The organism is Paenibacillus sp. FSL K6-2862 (assembly GCF_038005125.1).
In the GTDB taxonomy this organism is placed as follows: domain Bacteria; phylum Bacillota; class Bacilli; order Paenibacillales; family Paenibacillaceae; genus Paenibacillus; species Paenibacillus illinoisensis_A.
In genome coordinates this window covers 863555-878532 of record NZ_JBBOSN010000001.1, presented here as the reverse complement: position 1 = coordinate 878532, position 14978 = coordinate 863555, and the positions used below count along the sequence as shown (strand labels likewise).

Here is a 14978-nt window from a genome sequence, read left to right as displayed (position 1 = left end):
TGTATCTCAGCCGCAATGTGATTGGCCCCTTCCGGCCCTTCACTCTGAGTACTTTTTACATGATATAACCAGTGACTACATTGCACCGTTCTGATTACCGAGGCAGTGTTCCCCTATTAAGCTCTTGGTGCTTGATCGGATGACGAAGCTGTCGATGCCAGGCTTGTCTTCGCCATGCGTCCCGGAATCTGCCATGCTGATACAATAGCCAGCACGATGAACAACAGATCGATCGGCTCACTGAAGTAATCTGTAATGGTAGCGAAAAACTCACGGATAATCTCAACGTCAAACGCGAGTTCCATCATTCCGATATCCCCGAACAACTGGGATGTGAAATAGACTACCGTAAGATATTTACCCAGCAAAATACCGAGAAGTGCGAAAATGACCGCAATGATTTTATGTACCGTTGCAATACGTTTGTTGGAGAACAACACGACCGCATACCCCGTAAGTGCCCCAATCAAGATGGCGATAAGCCCCACCTCATATTCGGTCGATGCTGCAATTGCTGCCCACACGGCTCCCCCTACAATAGCTGCAATCAACCCGCCGATGATCGGCAAGCCAATTCGGATTCCTTGTTTCTCTTCCACGTGCTTTTCCCTCCTGAGTCATGCTTATGCTTATTTTCCAGAATTCACCTTTCTTATGAAACCACAAAATGTGCCTTCTTTCAACAAATTTCTATTTGTTTCTGAAAATTAATAGAAAGAAAGCATGGCGATTCGCATTATATATTTCAGCAACGCAAAGACCCCTTCCACCAGCCATAAGCTGACAGAAGGGGTCTTTATTCCGTATCATTTATAATCTTAACTCTGCTGATATCCTAAGCTTGCACTTCTTTGGAAGGCTGGATGACTGCAGCAATCTGTGCCAGAATGGCATCTACCGAAGCCGGATCATGCACATCATATTGATCAATGTTCAGACGGAGTACCGGACAAGCGGTAAACTGATCGATCCATACCGAATAACGCTCATGCATATGTTCCCAATACGATCGGTCGGTCTGAATTTCCATTTCACGTCCGCGTTCCGTAATCCGGTTCAGAATGGACGGCAGACTTCCTTCCAGATAGATCAACACATCGGGATGAGGGAAATAAGGTGTCATCACCATCGCTTCAAATAAACTGCTGTACGTTTCGAAATCTGTGGCTGACATCGTGCCCTGATCCGCATGCATTTGCGCAAAGATGCCCGTATCTTCATAGATGGAGCGATCCTGCACAAATCCCCCGCCCAGCTCAAAAATTTTCTTTTGTTCCTTGAAACGCTCCGCTAGGAAGTAGATTTGAAGATGGAAGCTCCAACGCTCGAAATCGTGATAAAACTTCTCCAGATACGGATTATGATCGACCTGCTCCAGAGATGTCTTGAAATTCAAACGCTGTGCAAGTGCTGCCGTTAACGTGGACTTGCCCACCCCAACTGTACCTGCTACCGTAATTAACGCATTCGCCGGAATGCCATAGTTATTCATGTGATATACTCCTTTACCTGGTTAACAATCTGCCTGAAATGTTCTGGATGCTCCACGAAATCCAGCTGCTCCGCATTTACCTTAATAATGGTTGGCGGATTAGCGCTTCCTGCCAGATAGGCCATGCCTGTTTTATAATCTGCGATCAATTGTTCCATATAGGCCGGATCCATATCCTGCTCAAAGGAACGTCCACGCTTGTTAATGCGATACATCAATGTGTCCAGCTCTGCTTCAATGTACAACACCAGATTGGGTTTAGGCAGATCATCGGTTAACAAGTGATAGATTTGACGGTACTTGTCCCGTTTGGTCCCTTTCAAGGTACGTTCGGCAAAGATCATATTTTTGTAGATATGATAATCCGATATGACGGGAGTATTTTGTTCAATGTAGTGCAGACCTGTGTCTTCCAATTGCTTGAACCGGTTACATAGAAAAAACATTTCAAGCTGGAAGCTCCACTCATCAATATTTTGATAGAAGGAAGCCAGAAAGGGATTCTCTTCTACTATTTCCTTCACCAGCGGAAGGTTTAATTCCTTGGAAAGCATCGTTGCCAGGGTGGTTTTCCCCGCTCCAATCGCACCTTCCACCGCAATAAACGGGGCTGAATTCATTGTGTTCCTGCTCCTCCTCGACCTCATGCGTGTTTCCGTTTCTGTACAGACCTCACCTATTGTATCACAGCCCGTAGCGTCGAAGGCCAGTATTTTATGTAAAGTTATTCTCTATTAAATGGCCCTCCCGCGAATGGTCTGATTACACATACGATGAAGAGGACTGCCTGCATATTAAACACTTTTCTTGCTCCTATTCCTCTTCAACCTTTCTGAAAAATGCGAAAAAACGCTGAAAGTTTTAGTGCTAAAGCATCATTTTATTTTCATTACTAACATTCATATGACTTTATTACGATATATTCCATGAATACGATATGTCTGGAGGTCCTAGAAGAGTCTGGAATGATTCACATATACGAATAGATCAAATTAACCAGAAAAAAGGAGAGAAACAAGTTGTTAGCTAAGATTCGATGGAGTACCATGCCTTTCTTTGCCAAAAACCTCGTTATATCTTTCGGTAGTATCATGTTGATTGGAATCATCCTGATTACAGCTGGATATCAGCTGCAGAAAAACGTACTCAGCCAGCAGCTCTATGATCAGGCCAAAGTGACCACCCAGAAGTGGTCGGACGACCTGGACACAGCCAAAGTGCTTGAAGCCATTAATGAAAAAAGCTATGACGGTCCGGTGCAAAAAGAACTGCGGGACTATCTGGATTCCATCCATGAACTGTATCCCAACATTGCCCAGACCTATATTTTTGGAACCGAACTGGCGGAAGGCAACCAAACGTCCATCATCGCCGTTCCGACCAACCTGGTACAGCCTTTTGAAGAATTGAATCTGGCTGTAGGCTCCATGTACCCTCTTCCACAGGAAAACGTGGAAGCACTGGAAGGCATGAAGAAGGACGGGCAACCTGCACTAAGCAGCTTTTATACAGATGAATATGGAACCTGGACAACCATTATGTATCCAATCAAGAATGCTGCGGGTGAAATGTACGCCGCCATTTACTTCGATGTCGACGCCAATGCAATCCCAAGTGGTCTTCATAAACTTATTACATACAGCAGCATGTTCCTTATAGGTTTCCTGCTTCTGTTCATGATTCTGCAATATGTCCTGTTGAAGAAAACGTTAACTCCGATCCGTAACCTGATGAAGGGCATCGATGTTGCCAGCTCGGGGAATCTGGATGTATCCATCCAGACAGGCCGAGATGATCTGGGGATCATTAATCAGAAATTCAATACGATGATTGAACGCTTCAACGATACGATGTCCAAAGTCCAACTGACTTCCCATCACTTGTCCAACTCCTCCAAGAAAATGTTGGAGATCTCGGAAAATAACAATGGCAATATTCAAATGATCAGTACGAATATTCGGGATATCTCACTTGGCCTTCGCTCTCAGGACCAGGCCTCTGTAGAAAATGCACGTGCCATGATGGAAATGTCCACCGTTATCCAAACCATCGCAAGCAGCTCTTCGGAGGTTGCCGATGAAGCACAGAGCATGGAACAGCGGTCCCATTCGGGCCATGAGATTATGCAGCAAGTCATTGAGCAGATGGATCTGATCTCGGGAGCCGTACAACACACATCCGAGTCCATCCGGTCTTTGGAAAACCGTTCCAATGAAATTAGCGGTATTGTCAATCTCATCACTGACATTGCAGGACAAACCAATCTGCTTGCCCTGAATGCTTCCATCGAAGCAGCACGTGTAGGTGAAGAAGGAAAAGGATTTGCTGTCGTGGCAGGAGAAGTACGCAAACTGGCAGAACAATCGCAGCAGTCCGCCGATCAGATCCGCTCGTTAATCGACGAGATTCAGCGAGACATCGCGCAGTCCGCTGAAGCTATGCAGCTTGGTTCACGTGAAGTAGAGAAAGGTTCTCAGGTTACCCGGGAGACAGGTGAATTCTTCGGCGATATCCTGACAGCCACGAACAAAGTTGCGAATCAGATCCAGGATATCTCCAGTTCTACAGAGGAAATCTCCGCCAGTACACAAGAGATGTCTGCAACAGCAGATGAGCTGTCCGCAAGTGTTAGCAAGGCAGCTAACAGCAGCAAGCAGATTGAACAATCGATCGCTGAACAGGAAGCTTCCATGGCGTCCATTGTCAGCGCTTCGGATGAACTCTCTGCCGTGTCCAAGCAGCTGCAGGAGCTGATTTCATTCTTCAAAGTTAAGCAAGCAAATTAATCGAATATACGATGTCATTCACAAAAAAAGAGATCTTCCCTTTCTCACGGGAGATCTCTTTTTCTATCTTATCTTGTACCCATTCACTGGGACTTGTCACTTGAAGTTTCGGCATCGTCTTTCTTCTTCGTACCTTTGCTTTTATAAGGCTTTGGGGCACTTTTCGCCCGATTGGCACTGGCTTGCCAGCGATTCCAGCCTTTTTTACCGGTACCGCGGCCCGTGCCGCCTTTACCCTTTGCTTTGCTCATGTTATCACTCCAATAATCCGGTGTATGCTTAAAAATGACTGTCCCCGGTACCTTTTATCGTAACCCAGCCCATCGTATTCACTTCCAGCATTTCTTATTATAACAAAAATAGACGTCTTTACGTCCATTTCCAAAAATGATTCTATTGTTATTCTGTTATGAAAGCGGTATAGTGTACATAATTGAAAGAAGAAGCCGCGTCTTCTTCGGGATTGTTACTGGTAAGCAGGCGATACCCAAATAAAGGCTGTGTGATAAGCCTTTGTTTGGGTTTTTTGTTATTATAACGGCAATAGAGGTGAACAACGATGATCATTCGACAGATTTTCAACAATAACGTCATCCGGGCAGAGAACCAGGTGGGTCATGAATTTGTTGTCATTGGAAATGGTCTGGGCTTCAAGAAGAAAAATGGGCAGCCTGTTGATGAGGATAAGATCGAGAAAACCTTTGTTCTCAAATCGGACAAGATCCCCCAGAAACTGATCGACCTGATGGGCGAAACCTCCGTGGAGTATCTAACATTGGCTGACAAGATTGTAGGCTATGCCAAACGGGAAATGGGCGATATTTTCAGTGACAATATCTATATTTCCCTCATTGACCATATCCAATTTGCCATCTCACGGTACAGGAAGTCCGTCGGGCTGAAGAATTCGCTGTTATGGCAGATCAAAAAGTTTTATAAAAGGGAATTCATGATCGGCATGAATGCGCTGGAGTTGATCGATTCACAATTCGGCATTCAGATGGACGAACATGAGGCCAGTTTTATCGCCATGCATTTTGTCAACGCCAGACAGGATGGTCAGGGCATGCAGCAAACGGTTGAAATTACCGAAGTGATCGATGACATATTCAACATCGTGACCAATCAATATGGCATAACCCTGGATGAAAATTCATTTAATTACTCCAGGTTTATTACCCATTTGCAATATTTCGTCCAGCGCATGGTGAGCAATGAACAGGAACAGACGGCGTCTAGTGATAACTTTCTGTATGATCAGGTCAAAGACAAATACGGCAAGGCTTTTCAGTGTACCCAATTGATTAACCATTACCTTGAGGACAAGTTCGAAAGTGCGATGTCCATTGATGAAAAGGTGTATTTGACGATCCATATTCACCGCGTTACTTCCCGAAATGAAATGCAGGACACGAAATAAAAAAAGCTTGCAAACGATTTCGCTGTCATTTATAGTAGGTCTCACAACTTAACGACAAGGATTGTTACTGGTCAAGCAGGCGATACCTAAACGATTGGCACCCCATCCATTTTGGATGGCCACTGCCCTCCGTTTAGGTATTTTTTTGTTTTCAGGGGCAGTTCGACCACAAAGGAGAATGAACATGGATCATAAAAAAATGGGAGATGACATCGTACGCCTCGTCGGCGGTGAAGCCAATATCAACGGACTTGTCCACTGTGCGACCCGGCTGAGGTTTAACCTCAAGGATTCCAAAAAAGCCGAGCGTGAAACGCTTGAAAAACATGATGGCGTAATTACCGTTGTGGAAAGCGGTGGGCAATTTCAAGTTGTGATCGGGAGTCATGTTGCTCATGTATATGCAGAGATTATGAAGAATCGGGATATTGGAGGAGAATCCTCCACCACCGCAGAGACAACAGGTGAAAAAACCTCGATCTTATCCAAAGTTTTTGAAATTATCTCTGGAAGCTTCTCTCCGTTAATTCCAGCCATGGCGGGATCAGGCATGTTGAAAGCACTGCTGACCGTTCTAACCATGCTTGGCTGGATGTCAGACACCAGTGACACCTATCTTATTTTATCCGCAGCCGGCAATGCCGTATTTTACTTTCTGCCTATCTTCCTCGGCATTACGCTGGGCATGAAGCTGAAAGCCAATCCTTATGTCGCCGGGGTCATCGGTGCTGCCCTGCTGGAACCGAACTTTACCGGATTGATGGACAAGGGTTCCGATGTATCGTTCCTGGGAATACCTGTCGTCATGATGAACTACTCAGCCAGTGTATTTCCGATATTCATCTCCATCAGCATCTATGCCCTTCTCGATAGGCTGCTGAAGAAAATCATTCTGAAGGATCTGCAATTGTTCCTGGTTCCAATGATTTCCCTCATAATTATGGTTCCTCTGTCTGCGATGGCCTTTGGTCCATTTGGCACCAACGTAGGAGACTGGATTTCCTCTGGTGTAACATGGCTCATTGACGTCAGCGGGATATTATCAGGGATTGTCCTGGGCGGATTCATGACCTTCATGGTCATCTTCGGTCTCCACTGGGGATTCACTCCGATCACGATCCAAAATATTGGGGTTGGCGGAGATCCAATCGAAGCGATGGCTGCTGCAGCCGTATTTGCCCAAATCGGTGTTGCATTCGGTATTTTCCTGAAAGCCAAAAAAGATAAAACGCTCCGCACGCTTGCAGGCTCAACGAGCCTTACGGGATTGCTCGCAGGTGTGACGGAACCTATCGTATACGGGTTGGTCCTGCGTTATAAACGCGTCATTCCAATCGTTGTCATCGCAGGTGCAATCGGTGGTGCCATTAATGGTCATTTTGGCGTTAAAATGACGGCATATGTATTCCATAATATTTTTGCCATACCGGTGTACACACCAACCGTAGTTTACGTCATTGCAATTGTGTGTTCCTTTGCCATTGCTGCGGTATTAACCGTCATGTTCGGATACGAGAGCAAAACCAAGGCAACGGTTGCAGAAGTCAAGGATGCGAATGATACGAACACAGGTGCAATGTCCGAAAGTAAAACGAAAGAAGTTCCTGCTGCTCCAGAGGTAAAAACTGCCGAGGTCAAAAAAGAACAAATTCATAGCCCACTTACGGGCAAAGCTGTTGCTTTGAGTACGATCAACGATCCTGCCTTTTCCACTGGTGCTATGGGCAAGGGACTAGCGATCGTACCCGAGATTGGCGAAGTTGTTTCTCCCGTGGATGGCGTAGTCACTTCACTCTTCCCAACGGGACATGCCATCGGGTTAACGACTGGCGCCGGCACCGAGATTCTGATTCACATCGGGATCAATACCGTTGCGCTAAAAGGTAAACATTTCACGCCTGTCGTGCAGGAAGGTGACATCGTCAGACAGGGCGATCTGCTCATTCAATTTGACATTGAACAAATTAAGCAAGCTGGGTACGAAACTGTCACTCCAGTCATTGTTACCCTCACACAACACGAAGTGGATGTATTCGAAACATCCCAGGAACATGTAGAGAAAAATGATGTCCTGCTCACTCTTGTTGTCTGATCAGCTTGCTTATTCCAAACTCAACTAGGAGGAACGAACAATGAATCATACTCAACTCAAACCATTTCCCAAAGACTTCTTCTGGGGAGGTTCAACGTCAGCCTATCAAATCGAAGGTGCCTGGAATGAAGATGGCAAAGGTCCTTCCGTTATTGACATGGGAAACCATGTGGAAGGCGTAACCGACTTCAAGGTGACCAGCAATCACTATCATATGTATAAGGAGGATGTGGCCCTGCTTGCGGAGATGGGTTTCAAAGCCTATCGCTTCTCCATCGCCTGGACGCGGATCTATCCGCAAGGCGCAGGCGAGGTTAATCCCAAAGGCCTTGCCTTCTATGACTCATTAATTAATGAACTGATCAAACACGGTATTGAACCAATTGTGACCATGTATCACTTTGATCTTCCTTATGCACTGGAAGAGCAAGGTGGCTGGTCCAATCGGGCAACAATCGATGCCTTTGAGCAATACGCCAGAACCCTGTACGAGAACTACGGGGACCGGGTCAAATATTGGCTGACCATTAATGAACAAAATATGCTCATCCTGCATCCTGGCTCTTTAGGCACACTGGATACCACGATGATTGATCCGCAAAAAACACTGTATCAGCAAAATCATCACATGCTCGTCGCGCAAGCCAAAGCAATGGTCCTATGCCATGAGATGCTTCCAGGTGCCAAGATCGGTCCGGCTCCCAATATTGGCGTGATCTATCCGGCAAGCTCCAGACCGGAAGATACCCTCGCAGCCGATAACTATGCAGCAATCCGCAACTGGCTCTATCTTGATATGGCCGTATACGGTCGCTACAATCACATTGCCTGGAGTTATCTTGAAGAGAAAGGGTATACTCCGGTCATTGAGGACGGCGACATGGATATTCTGGCTCAGGGAAACCCTGATTTTATTGCTTTTAATTACTACACTTCACAGACCGTCGGCGAAAGTCTGAATGATGGCAATGATTTCTCCCACACAGGAGATCAGCACGAAATTGTGGGTGAACCTGGTGCATACCGAGGATCTGTGAATCCAAATCTGCAGAAAACCGAGTTTGGATGGGAGATTGATCCAGTGGGCTTCCGTTCTACTCTTCGCCAGATTTATTCCCGTTATAACCTGCCATTAATCGTTACAGAGAATGGTCTGGGCGCTTTTGACAAGCTGGAAGAAGGCGACGTGGTCAACGACCCTTACCGCATTGAATTTTTCAATAAACATATTGAACAGATTCAACTGGCCATTACGGATGGTGTGGATGTATTTGGTTTCTGTCCTTGGTCTGCGATCGATCTGGTGAGTACACATCAGGGGTCCAGCAAACGATATGGATTTATCTATGTGGACCGCGAGGAATTTGATATTAAGGAGTTAAGACGTATCCGTAAACAGAGCTTCTATTGGTATCAAAAGCTAATTGAGACAAACGGTGAAGTCCGTTAATCATACAAATCCAAAAAATAAAACCAGTCGATTACACAACGTATCATGTGTAACCGACTGGTTTTTTTAAGCTTTACATCGTATTGTTATGAATTGCGACTACATCTCCGTCTTCGCTTGCCCTGCGGGTCTAACCCCTCTGAGAACCCGGAGAGATAACAGGAAACAGATTGCCAGAACAGCAGCAGCTGAAACATACGGATAGTTGATATTTACATCGAACAGGGCACCAGCCACAATCGGACCTGCGATATTGCCCAAGCTTGTGTACGCGGAGTTCAATCCAGCCACGAAACCTTGCTGTTCCTCTGCCAGTTTGGACATCTGCGTGCTGATGGCAGGACGCAAAATATCCATACCTAGGAATACAATAAAGGTGACCACCAGGATGAGCCAGTACGTGTGCACAAACAGGGTTAGCAGTACAAACACCGCCACGAAGAAGAGACATACCGAAATCACTTTCTTCTCCCCAAACTTGTTTAGCAGCCACCCGATCAGAGATACCTGTACTACAGCACCCGCGATCGAGCCAAATGTAATGATAAATGCAATATCCTTGGTCGTGAAGCCGAATTTGTGATCCACAAACAGAGAAAATACGGTCTCATAGTTAGCCAGGCCAAACGCCATGACAAATACGATAATTAGACTGAAGAAGTAGGGTTCCCGGTAGGAATTCAGCAGCTGGGATACCATTCCCGGCGTTTTGGCTTTTGCTGCACCTGCAGCGGGTTTACCTGCTTCTCCAGTGCTCCGTGCAGATTCCGGCAGGATAATCAGGGTAATAATCGCTGCCAGCAATCCGGCAACCCCTGCCGCATAAAATGGAATCCGAATGCCAAAATCTGCGATATATCCACCGATTCCCGGCCCAATGATGAATCCGGTCGTAATGGCTGCATTGATCAATCCCATCCCCTTGCCGCGCTCTTCTTCCGTCGTAATATCTGCGGTGTAGGCCATAATGGAAGGGAAAATCATCGCTGCACCAACCCCGCCGAGCATCCGGGCTGCGAAGAGCAGCACGGGGGCATTGACCGCACCAAACATGAATTCCGATACGGCAAAAATTAGCATACCGCCGACAATGATCTTTTTACGTCCGAATGAATCGGACCACCTGCCCGCTACTGGGGAAAATAGAAACTGGGTAAAGGAAAATGCCGCGACCAGCAAACCAACCGTGAACCCAGTGATATGCAGCAGATCCATGTACGCAGGCATGATCGGTACGACCAAGCCAATACCTGTAAATACGAGAAAAATATTAAACATCAACAGCAGGAGTGCGCCCCTGTTTCTTGTCAGTAATGCCATGATTGTATCCTCCGTAAATTGTCAAAATGTTGCTTTTTATATAGATGAGCAAACGTATTGTTTCATGGGTTTCGTGGGTGTGTTCAATCCACCTTAAGCCTTGCTTATGGAGATTCCATGTAAGAATACATTTGCTGCTTGGCGATATAAAGCCACAGCCTCTTCCGGCTTCATTCCGCGAGATAACTGACTGAGTCCGATAATGGTACTTTCCAGAATCAGCGCCAGATGATTGACATTGTCTTCCTTAAACTCACCGTTCTCAATGCCCTGCTGAACCAGTTGTCTGTTGAACTGGATATGCCGCTCGAACATCAAGGCAATGCGTTCCTCGATATCGTTCTCTTTCTTTTCCCCCGTGAAAAACTCATCGGCTGCCTTCGTCAGCGGGTGATTCATGTCATCCAGAACAAGCTGCTCCATCAGTCCATGGATTTTCTCCGTAGATGTCTTGTAGAGATGTTCCTTGGAAGCCCAGTTCTCTTCCCACTCCCGATCCCATTCATCAATCAGATAGAGAAAGAGGCCTTCTTTGCTTTTAAAATGGTAATAAATATTTCCTTTGCTGCTGCCAGTCGCAGCCACAATATCTTCAATGGATGTCGCTTTATAGCCTTTTTGTACAAAAAGAGCTCTTGAGGCATCCGCAAGTTTTTTCTTGGTCTGCTCGGTTTGAAGTTGCTTTTTGTTCATCCCATCACTCTCTCTCTTACATACTGAACATTCGTTCTGTATTTTAACAGATCGCTGGAAATTTAGCAATACAAAAGGAGAATGGCCCGAGGTGCCGATTCTCCTGTGCTTGATTTATTTAATCTTTTTTCCCTGACCATGCAATATTTTCAACTGACCATTCTCGTAACCGAGTTGATACGTAACCTTGTACTTCGAGGTCACATATTCGCCGTCCCTGCGTTCATCCGCCGTAATGGTAGCCGTAACTTCTATCTCATCATTCCCATTATTGGAGGAAGAAATTCCGCTAATCGTTACATAGCTTGTATTCAGGTATCCTTCGCGGAACTTGGCATAACTCGTACCGCTCTGCCATTCACTGCCCAGCAGTGCATATGCGGTAACGTAATCACTCTCGTTCAGACTCAGATAGAAGCTGGTCACCAATCCCTCTGCTTCGGCAGAGGTTCCTGATGCTGCCTTGTTACCTCCACCATTCGTCTGTACCACCGTTGTCGTGTTGGGCTTTTCGGACCAGGCCTGCACCTGTTTCAGTACACTGGTGATCGGAATGCTGAAACCAATGCCACCCTCCTGCTCCACAACAGCCGAATTAATGCCGAGTACTTCACCTGTCTCTGCGTGGATCAACGGTCCCCCGCTGTTACCATGCGTAATGGGAGCCGAGATCTGATACAGGTTACTATAAATGTAAGGTTGAATTTCGAAGCTCCGGCCCACACCGCTAATAATGCCAGTAGTCACCGTATTTTCAAGCCCCAGGGGACTCCCCAGTGCCAATACCTCATCTCCGGTCTCGGCTTTGGATTTGGCAATGGTTAGCGGTGTAAGCTTTTGTAAACCCGGCACTCGAACAACAGCCACATCCGTCTCTTCCCCAATTCCAATCACCGTTCCTTGATATTCCTCATGGTTAAGTGTGCGGACCGTTACCTCTTTGGAGCCTTCCACCACATGCGCGTTGGTTATTACATCGCCTTTGTCGTTGTAGAGAAAGCCGGAGCCCAGCCCGATGCCGCTCTCAATCGTGACTACCTTCTTCTGGCTATCTTCAATGATCTGTTTGCGTGTCTTCTTCACCTTGGAATCGGAAGCTGTCTTCGCTGTCTTTGTTTCTGCTTCCTGCGCTGCGACGACAGCCAGTCTGGGCCCACCCTGCAGCTGCTTCTCCGAATGCTGATGTATCCAGAACACGCCTCCTGCTCCGGCACCAATAACGATGGCACAGGATATGATCGTACTCCATGTTCGTTTGGCCATTCCAACCTGTCCTCCTATTCCAGATACCACGTTGCATTCACAACAGAGACTTGCGCTTCCTCGTACACACCATAATAGTAGGTTTCGAAGAAACCTTCTTCGCCGACTTCCAGCCAGCTTGGATACACATCGACATAAGTCTGACCCAGATAGGTGCCATCCGTTCCATAGATATCAACCATAATCGTAACGGACGAGATCGGTCTTGTCGCATTGTTTATGATTGAACCGCTAATGTACAGGTCTCCATAGTTATCCAGTGTCGCATCCACGTTTACGACGCTTACGGCAGCTGTCCGATTTTTCAAATCTTCTTCGGCAGCCTGCTGCTCAGCCAACTGAATCCGTTCCGCTTCCGCTTTCTCAAAGGCCCTTTTCTCACTCAGCACCCGCTCACGGTATGCGGTAAGTTTGTCATCCTCCGGTGCATAGGACAGTCCTTGATCCACGGTCTGCAGGGCAGCGGTAAAATCCTTTTTCTTCACTTGCTGTTCAGCTTGCTTATAACTAATCCCCGCCAGCTTGTCGATAATTTGTTTCTGCACGGCCTGGGCTTCATTGCCTTTCAGCTTCGACACCGTATCCAGCTTCTCCGCAAGAGCCTCTACAGTGGTCAAACCATCGATTTCCTTCTTCACCTTCAATACGGAAAGTGTGACCTTTCTGTTGTTCAATGCTGCTCTTACCTTGCCAAAAACGGGTTCCTCCCGCTCTTTCAGTTCCTTGGTTACAGCCTGAATGGTTTTATCCCCTGCGGACAGTTTGCCCGTCTTCAAACTCACCGCTGCTTCATCTAACTGATTCATCAGATTCGAGGCTTTCGCCGTAATCTGGCGATCCTGAATCAGCGCATTGTAGTTCGGACGTTTGGCGATGGCTGTGTCCAGCAGCTGCAGAGCTTCTGCATATTTCCCGTCAAGCGCAGCTTTTTCCGCTTGTTGGTGCAGTGATTGTACCTCTGCATTCACACCGCTTTCCTGGTTGTAATAATACGTCAGCAGGGCTCCCATTAACGCTGCCAACAGCAATGGGATGATCCAGCTGAATGCTCGCCCCGGACCTTTAGGGCTCTGCTGGGGTGCAGGCTGCTGTTGTCTCGATAACGAATGAACGGTGTTTCCCGTTCCGGTCTCCAGACCTACTGCGGTTTCGGCCCAAATCTGTTCCTCTGTAGAGCTTGGATCTAATAATTTTGTTCTACACTTTCTGCACGTGCTATCCCCCGGACTGCTTTTGGTCCCACATACGTGACAATACACCCTGATCCCTCCATCAAAAAGAACGTATGTATGTTTGCTGTTTTTACATGAATCGACACTTATCATATAGCAAAAAGGTAAAATACACCATATGTTATTCCAATGTAAATGGTGCCTTGCCATGGACATAAAAAAAGAGATACCGCCTCACGGTATCCCTTTGCAATTCACCCCTGTTGTCCTGCACGTACCCGAATGTTGCCCAGTTCATTCGCATTGATGGCAAATGCATTTCCGCCCTGTCCAACAGAAGCTTTGGCAGACTGACGAGCCTGGAATTTTAAACGGCTTTTGTCCACCTCTACCCGGTTAACCTGTTTCGCATACTTCTGTCTCTTTCTTGTGCTCATCGTACCATCCCCCTATGATGATATATCCCGTAAAGTTACGCTGCTCCAGATCTGCTCATCAATACCCCCGAGCGACCCGTTTATCTTTTGCTCGAAGAACGCCGGCCCTTCTGCTTCTTGATCTGTATATTTACGGCGTTACTTGCAAGCACATTGCCTGTCTCGGCATACCCTTTGGCGGTTTGGTGGATCTGAATGACAATATACTGCCTTTTCCCCACACGGTAACGATAACTTTTCACGTTTGAACGAGTCATGGCCATCTCCCTGTCAATCGTTTTTCAAACCTGCGTTATCGTATTCATGTCCATATCAATCTGGATGTGTGAATGTGTAGTTTTATAGAAATAGACAAAAAACCTCCCTACTATATCGTAGGAAGGCGTGATCTATCCATGTATGTTCTACTCTACTCTTGTGTTGGAAATGCGCTAAGGTCCATATAGGTAACTTCCCAGAGGTGATCATCCGGATCCTGAAAACTCCATCCGTACATGAATCCATGATCCTGGGGATCATTATATGGCTTGCCGCCAGCATCCAGAGCAGCTTGGACGATGGTATCCACCTCTTCGCGGCTATCTACCGATAAGGCTACAATGACTTCTGCCGTACTCGCCGCATTCGAGATGTCTTTCGAAATAAAGGATTGGAACCGTTCCTCCACCAGCAGCATGGCATAAATGTTGTCCCCAATGATCATGCAGGTAGCAGATTCATCTGTAAAATTCGCATCAAACTCAAATCCTACGTTGGTAAAAAACTCAACCGATTTCTTCAAATCCTTGACAGGTAAATTGACAAAAATCTGCTTGGCGCGAACAGCCACCATCGACCACCTCAATCCAATAGA

15 protein-coding genes are annotated in these 14978 nt (G+C 46.5%); 4 read left to right on the top strand and 11 right to left on the bottom strand.

The annotated features are described in order from the left end of the window. Window positions 1–116 precede the first annotated feature (116 nt). The 3 genes from MHB82_RS04055 to MHB82_RS04045 form a co-directional block, all read right to left on the bottom strand. A complete protein-coding gene (locus tag MHB82_RS04055; RefSeq protein ID WP_251641164.1) occupies window positions 117–599 on the bottom strand; it encodes a hypothetical protein in 483 nt (160 codons plus the stop codon). A 236-nt stretch (window positions 600–835) separates the two neighbouring features. Next, complete coding sequence (locus MHB82_RS04050; protein ID WP_341173889.1) at window positions 836–1492, bottom strand: deoxynucleoside kinase; 657 nt, start codon at window positions 1490–1492, stop codon at window positions 836–838. Next, window positions 1489–2112 (bottom strand): deoxynucleoside kinase, encoded by a 624-nt coding sequence (locus MHB82_RS04045; RefSeq protein ID WP_110755676.1) that lies wholly within the window; start codon window positions 2110–2112, stop codon window positions 1489–1491. The genes MHB82_RS04050 and MHB82_RS04045 overlap by 4 nt, the downstream gene beginning before the upstream one ends. A gap of 426 nt (window positions 2113–2538) precedes the next feature. Here MHB82_RS04045 and MHB82_RS04040 point away from each other — a divergent pair, with 426 nt between their 5' ends. Further along, on the top strand, window positions 2539–4278 hold the full coding sequence (locus MHB82_RS04040; protein WP_110756015.1) for a methyl-accepting chemotaxis protein: 1740 nt from the start codon (window positions 2539–2541) through the stop codon (window positions 4276–4278). A gap of 83 nt (window positions 4279–4361) precedes the next feature. On the opposite strand, the gene MHB82_RS04035 is transcribed toward MHB82_RS04040, so the two are convergent. Further along, window positions 4362–4529 (bottom strand): DUF3934 family protein, encoded by a 168-nt coding sequence (locus MHB82_RS04035; RefSeq protein WP_095288604.1) that lies wholly within the window; start codon window positions 4527–4529, stop codon window positions 4362–4364. A gap of 308 nt (window positions 4530–4837) precedes the next feature. Here MHB82_RS04035 and licT point away from each other — a divergent pair, with 308 nt between their 5' ends. The 3 genes from licT (at window position 4838) to MHB82_RS04020 (ending at window position 9240) form a co-directional block, all read left to right on the top strand. Continuing rightward, window positions 4838–5698 carry a BglG family transcription antiterminator LicT gene (licT, locus tag MHB82_RS04030; protein ID WP_341173888.1) on the top strand — a complete coding sequence of 287 codons (861 nt, stop codon included), beginning with the start codon at window positions 4838–4840 and terminating at the stop codon, window positions 5696–5698. 184 nt (window positions 5699–5882) lie between these two features. Beyond that, on the top strand, window positions 5883–7790 hold the full coding sequence (locus MHB82_RS04025; RefSeq protein WP_341173887.1) for a beta-glucoside-specific PTS transporter subunit IIABC: 1908 nt from the start codon (window positions 5883–5885) through the stop codon (window positions 7788–7790). A gap of 40 nt (window positions 7791–7830) precedes the next feature. After that, the gene (locus MHB82_RS04020; RefSeq protein ID WP_110755671.1) at window positions 7831–9240 is read left to right on the top strand and encodes a glycoside hydrolase family 1 protein; all 1410 of its coding nucleotides are present in this window, start codon (window positions 7831–7833) and stop codon (window positions 9238–9240) included. 99 nt (window positions 9241–9339) lie between these two features. Here MHB82_RS04020 and MHB82_RS04015 read toward each other — a convergent pair whose 3' ends face one another. From MHB82_RS04015 to MHB82_RS03985, 7 genes are all read right to left on the bottom strand, one after another. Next, window positions 9340–10560 carry an MFS transporter gene (locus tag MHB82_RS04015; protein ID WP_341173886.1) on the bottom strand — a complete coding sequence of 407 codons (1221 nt, stop codon included), beginning with the start codon at window positions 10558–10560 and terminating at the stop codon, window positions 9340–9342. Between the two features lie 93 nt (window positions 10561–10653). Next, window positions 10654–11253, bottom strand: coding sequence for a TetR/AcrR family transcriptional regulator (locus MHB82_RS04010; protein ID WP_341173885.1), 600 nt, complete (start codon window positions 11251–11253; stop codon window positions 10654–10656). 114 nt (window positions 11254–11367) lie between these two features. Beyond that, on the bottom strand, window positions 11368–12516 hold the full coding sequence (locus MHB82_RS04005) for a trypsin-like peptidase domain-containing protein (protein ID WP_341173884.1): 1149 nt from the start codon (window positions 12514–12516) through the stop codon (window positions 11368–11370). 14 nt (window positions 12517–12530) lie between these two features. Then, complete coding sequence (locus MHB82_RS04000; protein WP_341173883.1) at window positions 12531–13775, bottom strand: FxLYD domain-containing protein; 1245 nt, start codon at window positions 13773–13775, stop codon at window positions 12531–12533. 167 nt (window positions 13776–13942) lie between these two features. Continuing rightward, on the bottom strand, window positions 13943–14125 hold the full coding sequence (locus MHB82_RS03995; RefSeq protein ID WP_341173882.1) for a hypothetical protein: 183 nt from the start codon (window positions 14123–14125) through the stop codon (window positions 13943–13945). 80 nt (window positions 14126–14205) lie between these two features. Continuing rightward, window positions 14206–14382: a hypothetical protein gene (locus tag MHB82_RS03990; protein ID WP_164764254.1), complete on the bottom strand. Its 177-nt coding sequence runs from the start codon at window positions 14380–14382 to the stop codon at window positions 14206–14208. Between the two features lie 152 nt (window positions 14383–14534). Continuing rightward, complete coding sequence (locus MHB82_RS03985; protein ID WP_337034195.1) at window positions 14535–14954, bottom strand: VOC family protein; 420 nt, start codon at window positions 14952–14954, stop codon at window positions 14535–14537. Window positions 14955–14978 lie beyond the last annotated feature (24 nt).